The sequence below is a fragment of the Cupriavidus sp. GW823-FHT06D04 genome, assembly GCF_058795055.1.
In genome coordinates, this window is sequence record NZ_JBXAHL010000006.1 from 188,368 (window position 1) to 210,089 (window position 21,722).

The following is a 21,722-nucleotide window of genomic DNA, read 5'->3' on the forward strand; positions in this document are numbered from 1 at the left end:
GATCAGAACTTGGGAATGCGCAGCGTCTTGCTGACCATCAGCGTGCCCGACAGCGCGAACAGCAGCACCAGCGGATGCAGCACCGTGGGTCCCAGCACCCACGCGCCGCCCGGCAGCTCGCCGCCCAGCTGGCCTTGCCAGGCGCACCATGCCAGCACCGCGGTCAGCAGCACGCTGGTCGGGATCGGCGTGCCTTCGAAGTAGGCCACCTTGCCGCTGTCGCTGCCCTCGGCCAGCGATTCGGCGGTGACGTTGAAGCGCGCCAGCCGGCTCACGCCGCAGCAGACAAAGTAGATCAGCACGGCCAGGTCCCAGCCGCCGCGCATGCCGGCGGCAAAGGCCAGCGTGGCCGGCCCGACGCCGAACGAGATCACGTCGGCCAGCGAATCCAGCTCGCGCCCCAGCGCAGAATGCGCATGGCGCCAGCGCGCGATGCGGCCGTCCAGCACATCGAAGATAAAGGCCAGCGGCGCCAGCGCCGCCGCCGTGAAGAAATGCGACAGCTGCTGGTCGGCCACGTAGAACATGGCGAAGAACACCGACCCCATGCCGCAGGCCGCGTTGCCCAGCGTAAAGACATCGGCCAGCTGCAGCTCGCGCAGCATCGAGAAATGGCGGGGACGTTCCGGCCGGGTGCTCATGGTGCGCGCTTACAGGACCTTGGCCACGTGATGCACGTTCGGCGGCGCGGCAAAGGTTTCGCCCACCAGGGCTCGCCATTGCTGGAACTCGGGCGACTCGCGGAAATGGACCATGTGGTCTTCCACCGTCTCCCATTCCACCACCAGCGTGTAGTGTTCCGGCTGCTCGATCGAGCGGAACAGCTGCACGCCGTGGCAGCCGCGCGAGCGCAGGAACAGCGGCGTGGCCTGGCTCACGCCCTGCTCCAGCTGCTTGTCCATGCCGGGCTTGATGGTGAGTTGTGCGATTTCCTTGATCATGGTGGTTTTACCAATGGAGTAGAAGCCGGCGCACCGGCGGGTGTCTGCTACCTTAGCACGATCGCGGGCCCGCGTGCCTGCTGCAAGCATTCCGTTACACGCGGCGGTTAGCATCGTCCACCCTGCCACTACCTGCCGATAACGCCATGCGATTGTCCCTGCGCAAGCGCCACCTCGCCCGGGCCGTATTGCCCGCCCTCGCCTTGACCTGCATGGCGGGCGCGCATGCTGCATCGCAGCCATGCGGCACGCCTGCGACGCCGATTGCCGAGATCCAGAGTGCTGCCGCGACGTCACCGCTCGCGGGCAGCGTGGTGGAGGTAGAGGCCGTCGTCACCGCGGACTTCAGCGGCGATGGCGGCCTGCGCGGTTTCTTCCTGCAGACCGCGGACGCGCAACGCCTGCACCGGCCCGGCGTGTCGGAAGGCCTGTTCGTCTATGCGCCACGCACCACGGCACGCGCCGGCGACATGGTGCGCGTGTCCGGAAGGGTCGAAGAGAAATTCGGGCAGACGCAGCTGGTGCTGTCCGGCCCGCAGGCGGTGTGCGCGCGCGGCATGGCGGTGACGCCGCAGACGGTGACCTTGCCGGTCGCCGGCGAATCCGGTCTTGCCGCGCGTGAAGGCATGCTGGTGCGCCTGCCGCAGACGCTGACGGTTGCCGACACCCATGAACTTGGTCGCTATGGCACCTTGGCGCTGAGCGACGGCCGGCCCATCGCACCGACGCAACAGGCACTGCCGGGCACGGCCGCCAGGCAAGCCGCCGCCGCCAACGCCCGCAACCGGCTGTTGCTTGACGATGGCTCGACGCGCCAGTATCCCGCCGCGGTGCCCTACCCGCCACCGCGCCTGGCCGCGGACCATCCGGTGCGTGCCGGGGACACGGTCAGCGGCGTCCAGGGGGTGCTGGAAAAACGCCACGGGCAGTGGCGCGTGCAGCCGGTGCCCGGTGCGAGCGCGCCGGTGTTCCAGGCCACCAACCCGCGCCGCGGCGCGCCGTCAAGACATCCGGCCACCACGCTGCGCGTGGCCGCCTTCAATCTGCAGAACTACTTCAACGGTGACGGCCAGGGCGGCGGCTTCGATGCCCCCGGCAACCGCGGCGCGCAGGGCGCCGAGGCGCTGGCGCGCCAGCAAGCCAAGCTGCTCGCCGCGCTGAGGGGGCTGGATGCGGACGTGATCGGCGTGATGGAGGCAGAAAACGACGGCTACGGCCAGTACAGCGCAATCCGCCAACTGGCCACGCGGCTCGGGCCGGACTGGCGCGTGCTCGACGCCGGCACGCCGGCGCTTGGCAGCGATGCCATTGCGGTCGGCCTGCTGTACAACGCCCGCACCGCCGTGCCCGCCGGGCGTGCGGCCACCACCTGGCTGGGCGAGCGCAGCCGCCAGCCGCTGGCCGGCACCTTCCGCGCGACAGCTGGCGGCGCGCCGGTCACGGTCGTGGTCAATCATTTCAAATCCAAGACGTGCACCGAAGCCACCGGCACGCAGGCCGACCAGGGCGATGGCCAGGGTTGCTGGAATCCCGCGCGCGTGCAGGCCGCCCACGCGCTGGCCGAATGGCTGGGCGCGACGCCGACGGGCGTGCCCGGCGCGGGCGTGCTGGTGATCGGCGACCTGAACAGCTATGCGATGGAAGACCCCGTGCGCGTGCTGGCGCGCCACGGCTACGCCGACATGGTTGCGGAATTCGCCGGCAAGCCGGCCTACAGCTACGTCTACAATGGCCAGGCCGGCTATCTCGATCATGTGCTTGCCGATGCCGTCGCGGCCCGGCATGTCATCGCCGTGCATGCCTGGCATATCAATGCCGACGAGCCCCCGGCCTTCTCCTACGCCCCGGCGCCGGGTGCGCCTGCGGTGCCGGGCCACTACGCGCCCGACCCCTACCGTTCGTCAGATCACGACCCCTTGGTGGTCGACTTCGCCAGCAGCCCCCGCGCCAGGTAAAGCACCACCAGCAGGTTGGCTGCCGCCAGCGTGCCATGCAGCCAGCTGGGGTGGACCAGGGCCTCGTACAGTTCCAGCGGAATGTAGATGCCGCCAGACCACACCCCGATCCAGTTGCCCCATGCAAGCCCGCGCCAGAGCCCGTACGCTTCGGCAAAGCGCATCAGCGCATAGACCGCGGCAGAGCCGCCGATGGCCCACAGGCGCGCGTTGTCGGGATGCGCAAGCAAGGACAGGAAGATGGTGGGATAGCGGCTGGCCGGGTTGACGTGAATGCGCTGGATGATGGCTTCCGCCAGCGCCTGGGCGTCGCGGTGCAGCAGTGCAGCCAGGCCCAGGCCGGCCACGATCACCAGCAAGCCCTTGGCGGCTTCAAACAATGCGATGCCCCTCAGGCCCAGTGCGCCCTGCTTTGCCATGCGGTGTCCCCGGTCGATGCAAGAATTGCAAAGCCGGTATTGTGCAACACTGGCAGGCAATGCCGCAGCCTGCATGGCGCCGGTGCGCGCTTTCAGCGTCCGTATTCGCGCTCGCGCATCGGCCCGTCGGCATCGATGCCGCCGCTGGCGGCAATGGGGCCGTCCACGGTCAGCGGGCCGGCCACGCTCAGATCGCCCCTGACCACCATGTCGCCATGCACCGTCACCGGGCCGTTGAAGACCTTGAGATAGCCGCCGCCGTACGGCAGCCCGCGCGCGCTGGCGGGTCCGGTGAAGTACGCCGCGGTGAGCGGACCGCTGGCATAGACGTGTCCGGCGACAACCAGCTTGCCGTGCACGGTCAGCGGCCCCTGCACCTGCGCCGAACCGCCGATGGTGATCGGGCCGGATTCATGTGGCTGGGCGCGAAGCGGGCCGGCCACGGCCAGCAGTGCCAGCGCCACGACAGCCGCCAGCCGCCACCACGGCCCACGGGCATCGAGGCGAAGCATTCGGTGCGACATGATGTAGCCTCCGGCCGCACCGCGTCCTAGCGCTGCAGCTTCTGGTAAGTGCCGATCAACTCTGCGGTGGCCAGGATATGGCCCCGCATCGCCCGCTCCAGCGCCGCCTTGTCAGGCATCCCCAGGTCCGGCAACGCCGCGTTCAGCGCATAGAGCTTGAAGAAGTAGCGGTGCCGGCCGATCGGCGGGCATGGGCCGCCATAGCCGGCGCGGTGCCAGTCGTTCAGCCCGTCGCGCGTGCCGGCGGGCAGCCCGGCCTTGCCGATGTCCCCCGGCAGCGCCTCGGCATGGGCCGGCAGGTTGTAGAGCAGCCAGTGGACCCATGTCATTTTCGGCGCGGCGGGATCGGGGGCATCGGGATCGTCGACGATCAGCGCCAGGCTGGCCGTGCCGGGCGGCAGGCCGGTCCAGGCAAGCGGCGGGGAAATATCGGCGCCTTCGCAGGTGTGCTCTGCGGGGATCTCGCCACCCGGGGCGAATGCGGTCGATTGCAGCTGGAACGGCATACGGGCCTCGCTGGACGCATTGAGGGATGGCTCCAACTTAGGCCGGATCGGTGCCTCGCGCAAGGCGATGGCAGCAGCGGGCGCCTCCAGCAGCGCCTTGAGCCGGCGCACGGCTACGGTGGACTCGGCCTGGACGCGCTCGCGCAACATCAGGCGGTTGATCAGCGCAAAGAGCAGCGTAGGCGACCGGTAGCGGAATTCCCGCTCGATGCGCGTGCGTTCGGCCGATGGGGTCAGCGACGGCGTCATGGCGGGCGTAAGCCGGTAGGTGATGGTGCCGACCCTGCGCCCGTCGGCCACGCCCTCGATCGACCACGTGCGCGGCCGCTGGCTTTCGATAACGGTCCAGACCACCGCGCCACCGCGCTGCGCGACCATGAAGGTCTCGGTCACGCGCTCGCCCTGCCCCAGCGGATGGTCGGTCGCTCCCGCCACCCCAAGCGAGGCCGGATGCCATTCCGGCCAGTGCCGCGGCGTCGACACGTAGTCGAACACCTGGGCCGCCGGGCGGGCAATCACCACCTCGTCATGGATGGCGGTGCGGTCGGACCAGGGCAGCGGCGCCAGCAGCATGCCCACGGTGATCGCGGCGAAGATCAGTCCCCAGAACGGTTTCCTGTGTCGAACAAGCATGGCGGCGGGACAGGACGCATCCGGGGCGCACCCGTGCATCCCGTACGCATGGCGCGATGCTTCCAGTGTAGTGACTGGGAAGCATCGCGCCAGTCCCGCGCGGCTTAGCGGGCCTGTGAGGCCGGCGCGCCCTCGGCCGCCGGCGCCGGCACGGCCGCCACCGTCTCCGGCAGCGGGCCCCAGCCGCCGCCCAGCCGGCGGATCAGCGACACCGTTGCGGCAGCGCGCAGGCCGGCCACCTGGTTGGCCTCGCGCTGCGACTGCAGCACGGTGCGGTCGGCATCGATCACCGTCAGGTAATCGACCGCGCCGGCGTCATAGCGGCTGCGCGAGATCCGCGCTGCGCGCCGGGCGCCGCCAAGTGCGCCGTCCAGCGCGCCGGCCTGCTGGCTGAGCCAGCGCACGTCCGCCAGGCTGTCTTCCACCTCGCGGAACGCCACCAGCACGGTCTGCCGGTAGCCGGCCACGGTTTCCTCATGCGCGGCACGGGCACCGGCGAGGTTGGCGCTGTTGCGGCCGCCATCGAACACGGTCTGTGCGATGGTGGAGCCGATCAGCGGCCCCAGCATCCAGGTGCGCGACGACCACTTGAACAGGTTCGACAGGTCCGCCGATTCAAAGCCGAACAGCCCGGTCAGCGTGATGCGCGGGAAGAACGCCGCCTTGGCAACGCCGATGCGCGCGTTGGCCGCGGCCATCTGGCGTTCCGCCGCGGCGATGTCGGGGCGCCGCTCCAGCAGTTCGGACGGCAGCCCGGCGGGAACCGCGATCGGCGCGGCGTCGAACGGGCGCGCCGGCAGCGAGAATGCCGCCGGCGGCACGCCGGTCAGCACCGCCAGCGCATGCTCCTGGTTGGCGCGGCGGCGCTCGATGCCGGCCAGGTCCGCGCGCGCGGTGCCGAGTTCAGCTTCGGCACGGGCGGGATCGAGGTCGGTGGTTTCACCGGCGTCATAGCGCTTCTTCAGCAGCGACAGCGCATCCTCGCGCAGCCTGATGGTGGCGTTGAGCAGGTCGCGCTCGCTGTCCAGCGTGCGCAGCGCAAAGTACGCCTGCGCCACGTCGGCCTGCAGCGCCAGCTGCACCGACCGATACAGGTCCTCCGCGGCCTCGCCTTCGGCGCGGGCGGCATTGACGCTGGACGCGACACGGCCGAACAGGTCAAGCTCATAGCTGGCGAAGGCGCGTGCCTTCAGCACCGTCTGCGGCGAGACCCGCGTGCCGTCGGGCAGACCCTGCGAGGCCGCCGACGGCTGGCTGCGCGTCGGGTCCAGCCCGACGCTCAGTTGCGGGTAGAGGTCCGCCTCAGTGGCACCCGTGAAGGCGCGTGCCTGCTTCAGGCGGGCAGCGGCAATCGCCAGATCCTGGTTGGAGCTGCCAGCCGCGTCGATCAGGCGGTCCAGTTCGGCATCGCCGAAGATCTTCCACCATTCGCCGCGATGCTGGCCTTCGGCCGGCGTCGCGGTCTTCCATTGCGCGCCTTCGGCCTGGGCGGCCTCGGCCTCCTTGAAGGCCGGCACGGTGGCCGTTTCGGGCACTTTGTAAGTCGGGGCCAGCGAGCAACCCGCAAGGACTAGCGCTGCCGCCAGTGTCGCCAGCTTAGGCAGCCAATTTGTTGTCGAAAATGCAGGGGCATTCATGTTGATCACCATTATTCAGCCGATGCAGTCAGTTGCGCGCTTTGCTCTTGCGTAGCCGCGCGGCGCTGGCCGCGCGTGGCCAGCAGGCGCAGCGCCACATAGAACACCGGCGTCAGGAACAGCCCGAAGAAGGTCACGCCGAGCATGCCCGCGAACACTGCCACGCCCATGGCATGGCGCATCTCGGAGCCGGCGCCGGTGGAGATCACCAGCGGCACCACCCCCATGATGAAAGCGAACGAGGTCATCAGGATCGGGCGCAGGCGCAGGCGGCTGGCTTCGATCGCGGCCTGCACCACGGTGCGGCCGTGATGCTCCAGCTCGCGCGCAAACTCCACGATCAGAATCGCGTTCTTCGCTGACAAGCCGACCAGCACGATGAAGCCGATCTGCGTGAAGATGTTGTTGTCCCCACGCGTGAGCCACACCCCGGTCATCGCCGCCAGCAGGCTCATCGGCACGATCAGGATCACCGCCAGCGGCAGCGTCAGGCTTTCATACTGGGCAGCCAGCACCAGGAACACCAGCAGCACGCACAGCGGGAAGATCCACACCCCCGCATTGCCGGCCAGGATGTCCTGGTAGGTCAGCTCGGTCCATTCGAACTTCATGCCCTTGGGCAGCGTCTCGGCGGCAATGCGCTCGGCCGCGGCCTGGGCCTGGCCCGACGAGAACCCGGGCGCGGGCCCGCCGTTCATGTCGGCGGCGGTAAAGCCGTTGTAGCGCACCACGCTGTCCGGACCAAAGCCTTGCTTGACCTGCACCAGCGACGACAGCGGCACCATGTCGCCGGCGGCGTTGCGCGTCTTCAGCTGCAGGATGTCCTCGGCATGGGCGCGGAACGGCGCGTCTGCCTGCACCTTGACCTGGTAGGTCCGGCCGAACTTGTTGAAGTCGTTGACATAGGCCGAGCCCAGGTAGGTCTGCAGCGTGTCGAACACCTCGGTCACCGGCACGCCCAGCTGCTTGGCCTTGACGCGGTCCAGCTTGACGTCGAGCTGCGGCACGTTGACCTGGTAGTTGCTGAAGATGCCGCTCAGCTCGGGCGTGGCGCGCGCCTTGTTGGCAAACGCGTTGGTGGCCTCGAACAGCGCGTCATAGCCCAGCGCGGCACGGTCCTCGATCATCAGCTTGAAGCCGCCGATGGTGCCCAGGCCCTGCACGGGCGGCGGCGGGAACACCGCGATAAAGGCATCCTGGACGGCCGCGTACTTCTGGTTCAGGTCGGCCGCAATCGCCGCGCCGGACAGTTCCTTGGTCTTGCGCTCCTCGAACGGCTTGAGCGTGGCGAACACGATGCCGGCACTCGGGCTGTTGGTGAAGCCGTTGATCGACAGGCCCGGGAAGGCCACCGCCGATTCCACGCCCGGATGCTTGAGCGCGATGTCGCTCATCTTGCGGATCACGTCCTCGGTGCGGTCCAGCGTGGCGCCGTCCGGCAGCTTGGCAAAGCCCACCAGGTACTGCTTGTCCTGCGCCGGCACAAAGCCCTTGGGCACCAGCTGGAACACGCCCCAGGTCAGCACCAGCATCACCGCGTAGACCCCGAATACCGAGCCCTTGCGGCGGATCACGCCCTTCACGCCACGGCCATAGCTTTCAGCGCTGCGGCCGAAGAAGCGGTTGAAGCGCTTGAAGAAGCCGCCGAACACGCGGTCCATCCAGCGCGACAGCCAGTCCTTGGGCGCGTCATGGCCCTTGAGCAGCAGTGCCGACAGCGCCGGCGACAGCGTCAGCGAGTTGAACGCCGAGATGATGGTCGAGATCGAGATGGTCAGCGCGAACTGCTTGTAGAACTGGCCGGTCAGGCCCGTCATGAAGGCCAACGGCACGAACACGGCGATCAGCGTCAGCGCGATGGCGATGATGGGGCCGCTGACTTCGCGCATGGCCTTGTAGGTGGCCTCCTTCGGCGTCAGCCCCTCTTCGATATTGCGCTCGACGTTTTCCACCACCACGATCGCGTCATCGACGACGATACCAATCGCCAGCACCAGCCCGAACAGCGACAGCGCGTTGATCGAAAAGCCGAACGCATGCATCAGCCCGAAGGTACCTACGATCGACACCGGCACCGCCAGCAGCGGGATGATCGACGCGCGCCAGGTCTGCAGGAACAGGATCACCACCAGCACCACCAGCGCGATGGCCTCGAACAGCGTATGCGTCACTGCCTCGATCGAGTGGCGCACGAACTGCGTGGGGTCGTAGACGATGCTGTAGTCGATGCCGTCCGGGAAGTTCTGCTTCAGCTCCTCCATGGTCTTGCGCACGTCATCGGAGATCTGGATGGCGTTGGAGCCCGGCGCCTGGAAGATGGGGATGGCCACCGCCGGCTTGTTGTCCAGCAGCGAGCGCAGCGCGTATTCCGACGCGCCCAGCTCGATGCGGGCAACGTCCTTCAGGTAGGTGACGGCACCGTCGGCGGAAGTGCGCACGACGATGTCGCCGAACTCCTCCACCGTGCTCAGGCGGCCCTGCGCATTGACCGACAGCTGCAGGTCCGCGCCCGGCAGCGCCGGCGACTGGCCGATCACGCCGGCCGCCACCTGCACGTTCTGCTCGCGGATGGCCTTGACCACGTCGCTGGTGGCAAGCTGGCGCTCGGCCATCTTCTCGGGGTTCAGCCACACGCGCATGGCGTAGTCGCCTGAGCCGAACAGCTGCACCTGGCCCACGCCCTGCAGGCGCGCCAGCCGGTCCTTGACGTTGATCACCGCGTAATTGCGCAGGTAGGTCATGTCATAGCGGTCGTTGGGCGAGACCAGGTGGACCACCATGGTCAGGTCCGGCGAGCTCTTGACCGTGGTGATGCCCAGCCGGCGCACGTCTTCCGGCAGGCGCGGCTCGGCCTGCGAGACGCGGTTCTGCACCAGCTGCTGGGCCTTGTCCGGATCGGTGCCCAGCTTGAAGGTCACGGTCAGCGTGAGCAGGCCGTCGCTGTTGGACTGCGAAGACATGTACAGCATGTCCTCGACGCCGTTGATCTGCTCTTCCAGCGGCGAAGCCACCGTCTCGGCAATCACCTTGGGGTTGGCGCCCGGAAACTGCGCACGCACCACCACCGACGGCGGCACCACTTCCGGGTACTCCGAGATCGGTAACTTGAACATCGATATGGCGCCAATCAGGAAGATCAGCACCGACAGCACCCCCGCGAAGATGGGGCGGTCGATAAAGAATTTAGAGAGATTCATCTTGGTCTCTGCCTGCGTTGGCGTAGCGGCTCCCCTGGCGGCCCGCCGAAGCGGGCGCCATCCACATCACGGGGAGCGCTGGAGTTGTCTGGCTGTGCTGGTTGCTCGGGTCCGGGGATCAGATCACGGGCTTGCCGTCGTCGCCTTCGGCACTGGCCTTGCCGCTGGCGGCCTGCTTGCGGTCGGGCGTGGTGCCGCGCGGTTCCAGTTCGCTGCGGAAGGCCATGGCCACCGGCTTGGGCTGGACCGTGTCGCCCGGGCGCACGCGCTGCAGGCCATTGACGACGATGGTCTCGCCCGGCTTCAGGCCCTTGCGCACCACGCGCAGGCCGTCATGGTTGGGCCCCAGTTCCACTTCGCGGTAGACCAGCTTGTTGGTCTTGTCGACCACCAGCACGAACTTCTTGCCCTGGTCGGTGCCGACGGCGCGGTCATTGACCAGCACCGCCGCATGCGGCGCGCCGCCGCCCAGCTTGACCTTGGCGTACAGGCCCGGCAGCAGGCGTCCGTCTTCGTTCTGGAACACCGCGCGTACGCGGATGGTGCCGCTGCGCGGGTCCAGGCGGTTGTCGACCGACTGGATCTTGCCCTCATGCGGATTGCCGTCCTCGTTGGCCAGGCCCAGGTAGACCGGCAGGTTGGGCTGGCCACCGCCGGCACCCGGCGCGGTGTAGCGCAGGTAGCTCTGCTCGTCGATCTCGAAGCTGGCATAGACCGGCGACACCGATACCACCGTGGTCAGCGCCGGCGAGGCCGCGCCCGGTGCCACCAGGTTGCCGACGGTGATCTCGGCGCGCGACACGCGCCCGGCCACCGGCGCGGTGATGCGAGTGTAGGCCAGGTTCAGGCGTGCGGTTTCCAGCTGCGCCTGCGCGGCGCGCACGTTGGCACCGGTTTCGCGGGCCGCGTTGATGCGCTCGTCGAACTCGCGCTTCGAGATGGCGTTGTCATCCAGCAGCCGCTGGGCGCGCGTCTGTTCGCTCTGCGCGTGGGCGGCGCGCACCTGCGCCGCGGCCAGCGCGGCGTCGGCACGGGCGACTTCCGCGGCATAAGGACGCGGGTCAATGGTGAAGAGCGGATCACCCTTCTTCACCAGCGCGCCTTCGCGGAAGTGCACGGCGTCAATGGTGCCGCCGACGCGCGGACGGATCTCTACGCGCTCCACGGCCTCGATCCGTCCGGAGAACTCGTCCCACTCGGTGATGGTCTGGCCGACCACAGCGGCCACTTCAATCGCCGGCGCGGGCGGCGGGGTGTTGGCATGAGCTTCACCGCTATGCCACGGGCGCAGGATCGAGCCGGCCACGCCGGCGCCCAGCACCAAGACGATGGCGAGGGCAATCAGGGTACGTCGTTTCTGCTGCTGCATTTCTCAAACTCCTGGATCGGGTTTTCTTCAACCGGAAAAGCAAATGGCCGAACGCCGCCTGCCGGTCCGCGTGGGCTGACCGGAACCATGGCCAAACTGATGGTCGGACTTAGGACCGCTTGCGTATTGCGGCGGTCCTGGCTCTGGCCGAAACAGAGCCGGCTGGCGGTTGTCTGGAGCGGCTCAGCCGGCGGGCTTGGCTCCAGGCCGGCTGGCGTTGGCGTCAGCGCGGCGTTCAGTCAGGGATGAGGTATCGTCGGCCGCGGCCAGACATCGCCGCAGGAACCGCGCACCTTCGTCGACCCATGCCTGACAGCTGTCATGGGCCTCTTCCACGCCGTCGCCGCAGGCGCCGGGCATGATCATGGCCTGGGCCGGCACACCGGCCTTGGCCAGGCGCCCGGCGAAGGCTTCGCCCTCGGCACGCAGCGCGTCGTATTCAGCCACCTGGACCAGCGTGGGCGGCAGCCCGGCCAGGCGCGAGGCCAGCGCCGGGGCGGCATACGGATGCACCGTATCCGCCGGCGTCGGCAGGTAGTCGCGATAGTTGTCGGCCAAGCGCCGCAGGGTGTCCATCGGCACCTGCCCGCCGTCGAACCCCGCGCAAGAGGCATGCTGCAGGCACGGGTCCGTCACCGGGCGGATCAGCCATTGCCCGCGCGGTTGCGCGGTGCCGCGGTCGCGCAGCATCTGCGCCAGCGCGATCGCCAGGTTGCCCCCGGCCTCCTCGCCCACCAGCGCAAAGCGGGTCTTGTCCAGCTTCAGGCGCCGGGCATTGCGCAGCACCCACTGCACCGTGCTGTGCGCGTCCTCCGGCGCCGCCGGGAACGGATGGTCCGGCGCCAGCGAATACGCCGGCGTTACCACCACCGCCGGCACCGTGGTGGCCAGGTCCTGCACCAGCTTGCATGCGTGTTCCAGGCCGCCTTCGACAAAGCCGCCGGCATGCAGGTACACCAGCCAGGGCAGCAGGGGCGCGCCCTCGGCACCCGGCGCCGGATAGCCCGCCGGGTAGCACACCCGCACCAGGATCTCGCGCCCGTCGCTGGTCACCGTATGCTCGGCCACGCGCGCCTGCCCCTGCCCGGCTGCCGTGGGGGCAGTGGCGGCGCTGGCTGCATCAGGGCGTTGGCCTGGCTTCTGGGACATGGCATTGGCGCACGAAAGAAACAATGCGCTTGAGTGTTGCGATGCAACGGATTATGGTGATTGACGAGGATGGGATAAAGCGAGAGATCGCCAATGCACTGTTCCGGGATTGGAATAATCTCAAACCGCCTCGTCATGCCACTGAAACGGCATATCCCCACGCATGACAAGGTCTTGGATTTTGTGATTCACTGCGGCTCTCGGCACGCGTGGCGGTCTGCCAGGCCGGTGCGCGCCCGATCAGAATCCATGCCGGAACCCGCGCCCAGCCAGCGCGCAGTCCCAGTACCAGCCAGCCCGCAGACTCCCCACAACAACAACCAGCATGGCCACGTGCGTCACGAGCGCGCGCGGCACGCCGTTCGGATCTATCGTCGGAACCTCATCATGGACCGTCTCGTATCAATGCAGGCATTCACCCGGGTCGTGGACGTCGGCAGCTTTGCGCGCGCCGCGGAATCGATGGACTTGCCCAAGGCCACGCTGACCCGCCTGATCCAGAACCTGGAAACCCACCTGGGCGTCAAGCTGCTGCACCGGACCACGCGCCGCATCAGCGTGACCAACGACGGCGCGGCCTATTACGAACGGTGCGTGCGCATCCTGGCCGATGTCGAGGAGGCCGAGCAGTCGCTGACGCGGCAGAATAACTCGCCGCGCGGCACGCTGTCGGTGGACACCACCGCGGGGCTGGCGCAGCTGGTGCTGGTGCCCCACCTGCATGAATTCTTCCAGGCCTACCCGGACCTGAAGCTGAACCTGACCATCAACGGCAAGCCGATCGACCTGCTGCAGGAAGGCGTGGACGTGGTGCTGCGCGTGGGCACGCCGGTCGAGGAATCCATGGTGGCCCGCCGCATCGGCCATGTGCAACTGGCGTTCTACGCCTCGCCGATCTACCTGAACCGCTTCGGCACCCCACACGACCTGGCCGAGCTGGCCCAGCACAAGGCGGTCAATTTCCTGTCCAACCGCACCGGCCGTGAGATGCCGTGGCCCATGGCGCGCGGCATGGAGCGCAGCGAGGTGTTGCTGCCATCGGCCATTTCCACCAACGATGCCGATGTCTACATGGGCTGCGCGCTGGAAGGCCACGGCGTGGCACGGGTCTCGCGCGCCATGGCCGAGCCCTATGTGGCCAGCGGCCGGCTGGTGGAGATCATGACCGACTGGCAGACCGAAGAACTGCCGATCTCGGCGATGTATCCGCAGAACCGGCACCTGTCGGCCAAGGTGCGGGTGTTCGTCAACTGGGCAGCGGACCTGTTCTCGCGCCACCCGCACTTTGGTGCGGCACAGCAGCGGCTGGCGGTCGCGGCCTGATGGCGTGATAGGCTAGTGGCCGCAGTCTAGTGCGGTATGTAGGACAAAACCGGAAATCGGCCTGGCGCCGGCCAGCCTATACTGTTTTTTCCGAAATCACGACAAGAAGAGGAGTCCGATGAAACAAGTGCTTACCCCCCTGGCGGCCTGCATTGCAGCGACCATTGCACTGGCCGGCTGCGCCGGCTCCGGCAAGACCTCCTCGTCTGCAGCCAGCGCGTCCGGCGCCAGCACCAGCACCAGCGCCAGCGCCAGCGCTAGGGCGACGGCCACGCTCCAGCCCAAGAGCGGCACCAATACCGCCGGCACCGTGAACTTCCAGCAGCAGCCGGGCGGCGTGATGATGACCGCGGCGATCACCGGCCTGCCGCCCAGCTCGGTGCACGGCTTCCACGTCCATGAGAAGGGCGACTGCTCGGCGCCTGACGCGATGAGCGCGGGCGGCCACTTCAACCCGACCGGCAAGCCCCACGGCCAGATGACCATGCCCGACCACCACGCCGGCGACATGAACAACGTCACCGCGGACGCCAACGGCAACGTGCGCGTCAGCATGCTGCTGCCGGACCTGACCGTTGGCACGGGCGCCAACGGCGTGATCGGCCGCGCGGTGGTGGTACACAAGGACCCGGACGACTACAAGACGCAGCCGACCGGGAATGCGGGCGGGCGGATTGCTTGCGGCGTGGTGGCGGCTTCGTGATCGCGTCACAAACGGCCGGCGGGCTTTGACAAGCCCGCCGGTGTTCTCCCTCGGCAGCGACAATCACTCGCTGCCTCAATACCCCTTGAAATTCGCATTCACCCGCTGCCGCAGGTAATCCCCCGCGCTGATCGGCGGATACTTGCCGCCGGGCCCTTCGATCATCGCACTGCGGTTGGCCTGGCAGAAGAACGCCATGCTGTAGCGCGGACCCATGTATTCATCCGGCGCGGGATTGCGCACGCGGTGGAAGTTCGACGGCAGCCGGTCGTCGCTCCAGCGCATCAGCATGTCGCCGATATTGCAGGTGATGACTTCCTCGTCCGGCTCGATCGGGGTCCATGCCTGCGCCTCCATCTCCTTGCCGGGGCAGACCTGCAGGCCGCCCTGGCCGGGGCGCTGGAACAGCAGCGTCAGGCAATCGAAATCCGTATGCGCGCCGGCGCGCCAGAGGTCCAGCTTGTCGCGCAGTTCGGGCGGGATCGCGTAGTAGTGCAGCAGCCGTAGCGTGCTCTGGTAGTCCGGCGCCCGCGGATCGTGCGCCTGCGTGAAGAAGTCGCTGGCAAAGCCGAGCTTGCCGGCAAAGCACGACAGCACCTTCATGCCCACCTCCCAGCATTGCGCCTCGAAGGCAAGCATGGTGGCGCGGAAGCCTTCCAGTTCGTCATCGCCGGGCCACAGCCCGGCCATATGCGGGCGCGTGATCTGGTAGGACTCCTTCTGGTCCGGGGTGCCGGTCGAGGGGCGCACCTGCGCGCGGCTTTCCCAGCCGGCGTTGTTGGCCTTCTGCAGCGGGTATTGCGCCTTGACGGCGTCGGGCAGCGCGAAGAAGTGCTCGGTCATGGCGAAGGCTTCGCGCACCCTGGCCAGGTCGATGCCGTGGTTGGCGATCTGGAAGAAGCCGACGTCGACCGATGCCTTCCACAGTTCATCGGCGATTTGCGCCTTGCGCCGCGCGTAGTCGGACAGGTCGATGCGGCGGATCTCGCGCTGGCGGGTTTCCGAACCGAACGCGCCCATGCGCGATTCGCGGTGGAGTTCGGCCAGGGCGTAGGCGGTGTCTGGTTGGCTCATGGTGTTCCTTGTGCAATGCGGGTCAGGGATTGGCCCCTCGCCGGCACAGGCAGACCACCCATGGCAACGCACGCCGGGACAACGCGCTCCTGAGGTCGCCTGTGCCAGCCTGCGCGATGGCGAGGGGCACGGACTTCAAGAGCAATTCCCGGCCATCCGGCGTGCGTCTGCGACGCGCCGCGGGGATGGTGAACGCTTCTACTCTTGCCTGAGGTTATGCAGGTTCCGGGCCAGGGGTTTTGCACCGGGATCGCAGCATTGCGCCGGGGATTGCGCTGTGATGGCGCATGCCGGGCAACGGCTTGGTGCATGGCGCCGCGCAGCGCCCGGCACGGATCCTGCTGAAACCGCAACGGAGTAGAAGCGTTCAGCGGCACGCCGCCCGGAAATTGCTCCCGATGATGTGCACGGTCCCCGCGCATGCCCTGGCCGCATGCCGGCGCGGCGTGGTGCCGGCGTCTCGGGAGGCCACGCTCTCCTTCTGCACCCGCGCCAGCCGCCCGCGCACGCATCGTCCAGTGACATTCGTTCCGGAGAAAGACATGCGTCGCCGTTCCTTCCTGCGCGCCACTGGCGCCACCGCCCTGCTTGCCGCCGCCCCGTTCGCGGTGCCCCATGTCCGCGCGGCGGGCTCGCTGCAGAAGTTCAAGTTCAATCTCGGCTGGAAGGTGGAAGCCTCGGGCGCGGGGTTCCTGCTGGCGCACCAGCGCGGCTACTACAAGGACGCCGGGCTCGACGTCACCATCGATACTGGCAACGGCTCGGCTTCGGCCATCAGCCTGGTCGCGGGCGGCGCCTATGACTGCGCCTCGGCCGACCTGGCGGCGATGATCGAATTCAACACCACCAACCCGTCCGCCGCGCTCAAGGCGGTGGCCATCCAGTACGACCTGAATCCGAACGCGATCCTGGTGCGCAAGGGCAGCGGCATCGTCAGGCCCGCGGACCTGGCCGGCAAGTCCATCCTGGGCCAGCCGTTCAATGCCTCGCGCAAGCTGTTCCCTGTCTTCGCCAGGGCGCAGGGCTTCGACCCCGGCGGCGTGAAGTGGGAGAGCGTCACGCCCGATATCGGCGACACGCGCTTCGTCAAGGGCGACTTCGATGCCGCCGCCTATTTTTTCTTCACCGGCCTGCTGAACCTGAAGGCGCGCGGCATGGGGCCAGAGAAGATCACGGTGTTCCGCTTCTCGGACTATGGCATGAAGTCCTACGGCAACGGGCTGGTGGCCAACCGCAAGAGCATGACATCCGATCCGGAGGTGATGAAGGCCTTCGTCAAGGCCTCGACCCGCGGCTGGCTCGACGCCATTGCCGATCCCGCCGCGGGCGGTGCCGCGGTCAAGGCGCGTGAGCCGCTGGCCGACCAGGCGCTGGAGACGGAGCGCCTGCGCCTGATCGTCGACGGCACCATGAAGACGCCCGACACCCGGCGCGACGGCTGGGGCGCGGCCACGCCGGCACGGCTGCAGGCAACGCTGGATGAAACCGTCGGCGCCTTCGGCATCAAGGCGCCGCTGACGGTGGCGGACATCTGGACTGACCAGTTCCTGCCCGCGCCGTCGGACCGCCGCCTCAAGGCGTAAGGAGAGCACGCCCGTGTCTATCCCGTCCCTGGCCTGAGCGATGCGCCGGAGCCCGGTGGCGCCCCGCCACTTCACGCTCCCGGTGCGTAATTAAGCCCGCCGCCCGCGCGGCATGGCAACATGACGGAATTGCCGTAACGATCAGGACCCCGCGAGGGGTCCGCAAGGACCCGTCATGCCATCGCCGACAGACGCCGCGTTCGCCCCCCACCGCCGCCTGCGCGCCAATTCGCTGCTGCTGTGCTGCGCTGCCCTGCTCGGCGGCTGCGCCTTGCCGCCGCTGGATCACCGCACTGAATCCTCTGCGCTTACGCCTGCCGAATCCCAGGCCACGCCGCTGGGCCAGGCGGTGGCCGGCGAAGTGACGCGCCATCCGGGCCTGAGCGGCATCCATCCGCTCGAGAATGCCTACGCCGCCTTTGCGGCGCGCGTGCATCTGGCACGCACCGCGCAGCGCACGCTCGACGTGCAGTACTACATCTGGCGCGACGACCTGACCGGCACCCTGTTGCTGGAAACGTTGCATGAAGCCGCCGACCGCGGCGTGCGCGTGCGCCTGCTGCTGGACGACAACGGCATCGCCGGCCTGGACGAATTGCTGGCGGCCATGGACGCGCATCCGCAGGTCGAGGTGCGGATCTTCAACCCGTTCGTGATCCGCCACCCCAAGACGCTCAATTTCCTGACGGATTTCCGGCGCCTGAACCGGCGCATGCACAACAAGTCCTTCACCGCCGATGGCGTCGCCACCATCATCGGCGGGCGCAATGTCGGCGACGAATACTTCGGCGCCACCAATGGCGTGCTGTTTGCCGACCTCGACGTGATCGCCGTGGGCCCCGCCGCCGGCGACGTGGCGCACGATTTCGACCGCTACTGGTCCAGTGCGTCGGCCTACCCGGTGGACCGGCTGGTGCCGCCCGTCAGCGTGGAACGGCTGCAGGCGCTGGCCAGCAATGCCCGCGCCGTCGAGCAGAATCCGGCTGCCACCGCCTACCTCGCCGCAGTGCGCGACCTGCCCGACGTGCAGCGGATGCTGAACGGCACGCTGCAGTTCCAGTGGGCAACAACGCGCATGGTCAGCGACAACCCCGCCAAGGCGCTCGGCGAGGCGTCGCGCGACACCATGGTGGCGCACCAGCTGCGTGAAATCCTGGGCGACCCGCAGCGCGAGCTTGACCTGGTCTCGCCCTACTTCGTGCCATCGACGGGCGGCACGTCCTATTTCGCCGATATGGCAAAGCGCGGCGTGGCGGTGCGCGTGCTGACCAATGCGCTGGAAGCCACCGACGTGGCCGCCGTGCATTCGGGCTATGCCAAGCGGCGCAAGGCGCTGCTGGAAGCCGGCGTGGACCTGTATGAGCTGCGGCGCTCGGCCGCGCCCGGCAAGAAGGAAGAGCGCGCCGGCCCCTTCGGCAGCTCGGGCTCCAGCCTGCACGCCAAGACCTTTGCCGTCGACGGCACCCGGGTCTTCGTGGGCTCGTTCAATTTCGACCCGCGCTCGGCCACCATCAACACCGAACTGGGCTTCGTCATCGACAGCCCGGAGCTGGCTGGCCGGATCGAATCCACCTTTGCCAGCGTGGTGCCGAGCGCGGCCTACCAGGTCAGGCTAGATGAAACCGGCAAGCTGTACTGGCTGGAACGGCGCGACGATGAAGTCATCCGCCACGACACCGAGCCGAACACCAGCTGGTGGCGCCGGCTAAGCATCTGGTTCATGTCGATTCTGCCGATCGAGTCGATGCTGTAGAACGGGTACCCGGGAGCGCGGCCCGTCAGATCTGGTCGAGCAGGCTGCGCACCACATCGGCCAGCCGGCCGGCGCGCTGGCGCCCCTTGGTGTCCAGCGCCATGCCGCTGCCGCCGGCAAGCGCCTTAAGGCCAAACAAGGCATCGCCAACGTCACGCCAGGCTGGATAATCGGCATGGATTTTTTCCAGCGCGGCGGCGCCGGCGGCCACCTGCGCGGGTTCGGGCGTGCGGCCGGCGGCCAGGTCTTCCAGTGCCGTGGCCGCGTCCAGCAAGCCTTTGCGGTTCATCTCCGTCTCCCCCTGCAATCTCTCTTTTGTCATGGCCGCCGCATGCGGGCAGCCATGACACTGTAGCAGGCTTGCCGGGAGAGGCAACCAGGCGCTGGCAGCGCAGGCCTGGCGGCACCGCCTCAGTTGCGCCCGATATCCTGCAGGATGCGGGTCATCAGGTACAGGCGCGGCACGATCGAGTCCAGTTCGATGTACTCGTCGCGGGCGTGATAGCCGAAGCCGGCCAGCCCAAAGCTTTCCACCACCGCGGGCTTGCCCGAGCGCGCGGCATAGCTGGCGTCAGTGGCGCCGCCGGTGCCTTCGGCCAGGGCCAGCGTGCGGCCGTCCAGCTCGGCGTAGATCTCTTGCGCGCGCTTGGCCAGCGCGCGGCCGCGCGCGTCGGCCACGAACGGCGGGCGGCCCTCTTCCATCGTCACCGTGGTCTGCGTCTCCGGCACCAGCTGGCTGGACTTGGCCTTTTCCTGCAGCGCCACCTTCAGCTTCTCGGCAGCGCCGGCCGCGGTGGTGCGCACATCGCCGTAGGCGACAGCGCTTTCCGGGATCTGGTTGCGCACCGTGCCGGCCTGCGCCTGGGTCCAATTCAGCTGCGAGCCCGGCACCTGGCTGGCGGTGTCGCGCGTCTGCTGCAGCTGGTGGGCGAGTTCGATCAGCGCATTGCGGCCGCGCTCCGGCGCGGCGCCGGCGTGGGATGCGCGGCCCTTGACCTGCATGGTGGCAGTGGCGGTGCCAGAGGCACCCAGCAGCAGCGACTCGGCCTTGACCACATCCTTGGCCGCGGTGGGCTCGCACGACAGCACTACGTCGTGCTGCGCGGCCAGCGCGTCAATGGCTTCGCCGGAGCCGACCGAGCCGACCTCTTCGTCAGGGTTGAACAGCACCGTGATCTGCGCGTAGTCGCGCCAGCCCTGGTTCTTCAGGATCTCCAGCGAATGCAGGATCACGGCGATGCCGCCCTTGTCGTCGGCAATGCCCGGCCCGTAGAGCCGGTTGCCTTCCTCGCGGATGGGCTGCGTGGCCAGCGTGTTTTCCGGGTACACCGTGTCCATGTGGGCGATCAGCATGATGCGGCGCTTGCCGGTACCGGTGAAGGTGGCCTTGACCATGGTGCCCGGGCCCTTGGTGACCGGCATGCGTTCAACCTTCGCGCCCAGCGCCTTCAGGCGCTTCTCGGTATAGCCGGCCATCTGCGCCAGCCCCTTCGCGTTGGCGCTGCCGGATTCGATCGTCACCATCTCCTTGAGCGACTGCACCAGCGCGGGCTGGGCCGACTGCGCGGCGGACAGCAGCGCGGCGTCGGGCTGGGCGGCACTGGCCAGGGTGCCGGCCCCGGCAAGCGTCAGGGCGGCGGCAACGGCAACGTGGCGAACGGAAAACGGCATGGAATCTCCTCGGATTGGTCTTGTTGGTGCCATGCCCCGGCGCACGGGCAGCGCCACGGCACAACTGCACGATGCTAGCCCTTGCCAGAACCTTAGGGGAGGATCAATATCGCCAATCCGGATGCCGATCCCGCCACGGCATCCTGCCAACTCCTCGCGCCATGCACCCGACCACGCCCCCAGGCATGCCAGCCGCCATCGAGCAGCCGTCACAGAACATCCCGCTGCATGTCCGCCTGCTATGGCTGCCGCAAGCCATGCCGGGCAGCCTGTTCACCACGCTCGACGTGCTCCGCACCGTGGCCGGCGTCGCCAGCCTGCAGCGGCCCGACGCCGCGCCCACGCTGAGCTGGCAGCTGTGCGGCAGCAACGGGCGCACGCTGGCGGCGGACCTGCCGGGGCTGGTGTCCTCCACCCGGCGCGCACGGGCCGCGGACCGCCGCACGCTGCTGGTGATCCCGGCCCTGCTGGCCAGCAATGCGCTGCAGCTGGGCGAGATCGTGCAGCGCGATGCCGCGGCGCTGCGCCTGGTGGAACGCCATGCGCAGGCCGGCGGCTGGATCGCGGCGTGTTCGTCGGGGATGGTCTTTCCGCTGCAGCTGGGGCTGCTCGACGGCGCCAGGACCGGCGCGCCGTGGATGTACCAGAGCTGGATGATGCGCCAGTATCCGCATTGCGACCTGGGCAGCGACCAAGCCATGAGCGTGCACCAGCGTGTGTTCTCGTGCGTGGCGCCGGCGCTGCAGGTGGAATTCATGCTGCGCGTGCTGGGCCACCTGCACGACCCGGACCTGGCACAGGCGGCGTCGCGGCTGATGCTGTTCCAGCCCGAGCGCCAGCGCAGCGTGCCGGCGCTGGTGTCGCAACGCTGGCTCAGCCGCACCGCCGACAGCCCGGTGTATCGCGCCATCCAATGGCTGCAGAAACATGTGTCCGAGCCCTACAAGCTGGCCGCGGTGGCCCAGGCGGCCGCGGTCAGCGAACGCACGCTGCTGCGGCATTTCCGTCAGGTCACCGGGCTGAGCCCTCTGGACTACCTGCACACCCTGCGCGTGGAACGCGCGCGCATGCTGCTGGAAGTCACGCTGCACGGCACGCAGGGCATTGCCGAAGCCTGTGGCTACAGCGACGCCGCTGCGTTCCGGCGGCTGTTCCAGCGCACCACGGGCATGTCAATGTCAGACTATCGCGCCCGCTTTGCGCTGCGGGCGCGGCGACGCTACTGGCGCATGGAAGATGCGGCGGTACGGCGCGGCACCGGGGAGTGACCGCGCCCAGGGCAGCG

The 21,722-nt window shown here is 68.4% G+C and carries 18 protein-coding genes and 1 pseudogene; 6 read left to right on the forward strand and 13 right to left on the reverse strand.

The window, feature by feature from the left end; translation table 11 throughout:
- Positions 1–2: 2 nt before the first annotated feature.
- Positions 3–641: a CDP-alcohol phosphatidyltransferase family protein gene (locus AC1Q7H_RS11655; protein ID WP_013952755.1), complete on the reverse strand. Its 639-nt coding sequence runs from the start codon at positions 639–641 to the stop codon at positions 3–5.
- Between the two features lie 9 nt (positions 642–650).
- A complete protein-coding gene (locus AC1Q7H_RS11660; protein ID WP_041228612.1) occupies positions 651–941 on the reverse strand; it encodes an antibiotic biosynthesis monooxygenase family protein in 291 nt (96 codons plus the stop codon).
- Positions 942–1,087: 146 nt separating this feature from the next.
- Here AC1Q7H_RS11660 and AC1Q7H_RS11665 point away from each other — a divergent pair, with 146 nt between their 5' ends.
- Complete coding sequence (locus AC1Q7H_RS11665) at positions 1,088–2,896, forward strand: ExeM/NucH family extracellular endonuclease (protein WP_211981218.1); 1,809 nt, start codon at positions 1,088–1,090, stop codon at positions 2,894–2,896.
- Here the strand turns inward: AC1Q7H_RS11665 and AC1Q7H_RS11670 are convergent.
- The 8 genes and pseudogenes from AC1Q7H_RS11670 to AC1Q7H_RS11705 all read right to left on the reverse strand — a co-directional run bounded on the left by AC1Q7H_RS11670 (position 2,848) and on the right by AC1Q7H_RS11705 (position 12,330).
- A complete protein-coding gene (locus AC1Q7H_RS11670) occupies positions 2,848–3,315 on the reverse strand; it encodes a DUF2127 domain-containing protein (RefSeq protein ID WP_153953931.1) in 468 nt (155 codons plus the stop codon). The two genes, AC1Q7H_RS11665 and AC1Q7H_RS11670, sit on opposite strands and share 49 nt — an antisense overlap.
- 92 nt (positions 3,316–3,407) lie before the next feature.
- On the reverse strand, positions 3,408–3,839 hold the full coding sequence (locus AC1Q7H_RS11675; RefSeq protein WP_013952751.1) for a hypothetical protein: 432 nt from the start codon (positions 3,837–3,839) through the stop codon (positions 3,408–3,410).
- 26 nt (positions 3,840–3,865) lie between these two features.
- Positions 3,866–4,345 (reverse strand): YbhB/YbcL family Raf kinase inhibitor-like protein, encoded by a 480-nt coding sequence (locus AC1Q7H_RS11680; protein ID WP_041228853.1) that lies wholly within the window; start codon positions 4,343–4,345, stop codon positions 3,866–3,868.
- A gap of 96 nt (positions 4,346–4,441) precedes the next feature.
- Positions 4,442–5,017, reverse strand: a pseudogene (locus AC1Q7H_RS11685) (SRPBCC family protein); the annotation flags it as partial.
- A gap of 65 nt (positions 5,018–5,082) precedes the next feature.
- Entirely contained in the window at positions 5,083–6,615 is a 1,533-nt protein-coding gene (locus tag AC1Q7H_RS11690; protein ID WP_228772381.1) for an efflux transporter outer membrane subunit, read from the reverse strand.
- Positions 6,616–6,626: 11 nt separating this feature from the next.
- A complete protein-coding gene (locus AC1Q7H_RS11695; RefSeq protein ID WP_211981217.1) occupies positions 6,627–9,812 on the reverse strand; it encodes an efflux RND transporter permease subunit in 3,186 nt (1,061 codons plus the stop codon).
- Positions 9,813–9,930: 118 nt separating this feature from the next.
- Positions 9,931–11,181 (reverse strand): efflux RND transporter periplasmic adaptor subunit, encoded by a 1,251-nt coding sequence (locus AC1Q7H_RS11700; protein WP_153953933.1) that lies wholly within the window; start codon positions 11,179–11,181, stop codon positions 9,931–9,933.
- A gap of 183 nt (positions 11,182–11,364) precedes the next feature.
- Complete coding sequence (locus AC1Q7H_RS11705; RefSeq protein ID WP_013952746.1) at positions 11,365–12,330, reverse strand: alpha/beta hydrolase; 966 nt, start codon at positions 12,328–12,330, stop codon at positions 11,365–11,367.
- Positions 12,331–12,717: 387 nt separating this feature from the next.
- Here AC1Q7H_RS11705 and AC1Q7H_RS11710 point away from each other — a divergent pair, with 387 nt between their 5' ends.
- Positions 12,718–13,653: a LysR family transcriptional regulator gene (locus tag AC1Q7H_RS11710; RefSeq protein ID WP_041228611.1), complete on the forward strand. Its 936-nt coding sequence runs from the start codon at positions 12,718–12,720 to the stop codon at positions 13,651–13,653.
- A gap of 118 nt (positions 13,654–13,771) precedes the next feature.
- Positions 13,772–14,356 (forward strand): superoxide dismutase family protein, encoded by a 585-nt coding sequence (locus tag AC1Q7H_RS11715; protein ID WP_492377994.1) that lies wholly within the window; start codon positions 13,772–13,774, stop codon positions 14,354–14,356.
- 75 nt (positions 14,357–14,431) lie between these two features.
- Here AC1Q7H_RS11715 and AC1Q7H_RS11720 read toward each other — a convergent pair whose 3' ends face one another.
- On the reverse strand, positions 14,432–15,430 hold the full coding sequence (locus AC1Q7H_RS11720) for an isopenicillin N synthase family dioxygenase (protein ID WP_153953936.1): 999 nt from the start codon (positions 15,428–15,430) through the stop codon (positions 14,432–14,434).
- 542 nt (positions 15,431–15,972) lie between these two features.
- Between AC1Q7H_RS11720 and AC1Q7H_RS11725 the strand changes: the two genes are divergently transcribed.
- Both AC1Q7H_RS11725 and AC1Q7H_RS11730 read left to right on the forward strand, forming a co-directional pair.
- Positions 15,973–17,013, forward strand: coding sequence for an ABC transporter substrate-binding protein (locus tag AC1Q7H_RS11725; RefSeq protein WP_013952741.1), 1,041 nt, complete (start codon positions 15,973–15,975; stop codon positions 17,011–17,013).
- Between the two features lie 175 nt (positions 17,014–17,188).
- Positions 17,189–18,766 carry a phospholipase D family protein gene (locus tag AC1Q7H_RS11730; protein ID WP_211981213.1) on the forward strand — a complete coding sequence of 526 codons (1,578 nt, stop codon included), beginning with the start codon at positions 17,189–17,191 and terminating at the stop codon, positions 18,764–18,766.
- A 25-nt stretch (positions 18,767–18,791) separates the two neighbouring features.
- Here AC1Q7H_RS11730 and AC1Q7H_RS11735 read toward each other — a convergent pair whose 3' ends face one another.
- Positions 18,792–19,055 (reverse strand): hypothetical protein, encoded by a 264-nt coding sequence (locus AC1Q7H_RS11735; RefSeq protein ID WP_013952739.1) that lies wholly within the window; start codon positions 19,053–19,055, stop codon positions 18,792–18,794.
- 122 nt (positions 19,056–19,177) lie between these two features.
- Entirely contained in the window at positions 19,178–20,437 is a 1,260-nt protein-coding gene (locus tag AC1Q7H_RS11740) for a M20/M25/M40 family metallo-hydrolase (protein WP_211981212.1), read from the reverse strand.
- A 185-nt stretch (positions 20,438–20,622) separates the two neighbouring features.
- On the opposite strand from AC1Q7H_RS11740, the gene AC1Q7H_RS11745 reads away from it, so the two are divergent.
- Positions 20,623–21,705, forward strand: a complete 1,083-nt coding sequence (locus AC1Q7H_RS11745; protein ID WP_211981210.1) for a GlxA family transcriptional regulator — start codon at positions 20,623–20,625, stop codon at positions 21,703–21,705.
- Positions 21,706–21,722 lie beyond the last annotated feature (17 nt).

Bases quoted from the DNA above. Each gene is read 5' to 3' on its own strand.
- AC1Q7H_RS11675 (WP_013952751.1), bottom strand. From the start codon at position 3,839: ATGTCGCACCGAATGCTTCGCCTCGATGCCCGTGGGCCGTGGTGGCGG.
- AC1Q7H_RS11710 (WP_041228611.1), top strand. From the start codon at position 12,718: ATGGACCGTCTCGTATCAATGCAGGCATTCACCCGGGTCGTGGACGTC.
- AC1Q7H_RS11655 (WP_013952755.1), bottom strand. From the start codon at position 641: ATGAGCACCCGGCCGGAACGTCCCCGCCATTTCTCGATGCTGCGCGAG.
- AC1Q7H_RS11720 (WP_153953936.1), bottom strand. From the start codon at position 15,430: ATGAGCCAACCAGACACCGCCTACGCCCTGGCCGAACTCCACCGCGAA.
- AC1Q7H_RS11705 (WP_013952746.1), bottom strand. From the start codon at position 12,330: ATGTCCCAGAAGCCAGGCCAACGCCCTGATGCAGCCAGCGCCGCCACT.
- AC1Q7H_RS11660 (WP_041228612.1), bottom strand. From the start codon at position 941: ATGATCAAGGAAATCGCACAACTCACCATCAAGCCCGGCATGGACAAG.
- AC1Q7H_RS11725 (WP_013952741.1), top strand. From the start codon at position 15,973: ATGCGTCGCCGTTCCTTCCTGCGCGCCACTGGCGCCACCGCCCTGCTT.
- AC1Q7H_RS11730 (WP_211981213.1), top strand. From the start codon at position 17,189: ATGCCATCGCCGACAGACGCCGCGTTCGCCCCCCACCGCCGCCTGCGC.
- AC1Q7H_RS11680 (WP_041228853.1), bottom strand. From the start codon at position 4,345: ATGCCGTTCCAGCTGCAATCGACCGCATTCGCCCCGGGTGGCGAGATC.
- AC1Q7H_RS11665 (WP_211981218.1), top strand. From the start codon at position 1,088: ATGCGATTGTCCCTGCGCAAGCGCCACCTCGCCCGGGCCGTATTGCCC.
- AC1Q7H_RS11715 (WP_492377994.1), top strand. From the start codon at position 13,772: ATGAAACAAGTGCTTACCCCCCTGGCGGCCTGCATTGCAGCGACCATT.
- AC1Q7H_RS11695 (WP_211981217.1), bottom strand. From the start codon at position 9,812: ATGAATCTCTCTAAATTCTTTATCGACCGCCCCATCTTCGCGGGGGTG.
- AC1Q7H_RS11740 (WP_211981212.1), bottom strand. From the start codon at position 20,437: ATGCCGTTTTCCGTTCGCCACGTTGCCGTTGCCGCCGCCCTGACGCTT.
- AC1Q7H_RS11700 (WP_153953933.1), bottom strand. From the start codon at position 11,181: ATGCAGCAGCAGAAACGACGTACCCTGATTGCCCTCGCCATCGTCTTG.
- AC1Q7H_RS11690 (WP_228772381.1), bottom strand. From the start codon at position 6,615: ATGAATGCCCCTGCATTTTCGACAACAAATTGGCTGCCTAAGCTGGCG.
- AC1Q7H_RS11745 (WP_211981210.1), top strand. From the start codon at position 20,623: ATGCCAGCCGCCATCGAGCAGCCGTCACAGAACATCCCGCTGCATGTC.
- AC1Q7H_RS11735 (WP_013952739.1), bottom strand. From the start codon at position 19,055: ATGAACCGCAAAGGCTTGCTGGACGCGGCCACGGCACTGGAAGACCTG.
- AC1Q7H_RS11670 (WP_153953931.1), bottom strand. From the start codon at position 3,315: ATGGCAAAGCAGGGCGCACTGGGCCTGAGGGGCATCGCATTGTTTGAA.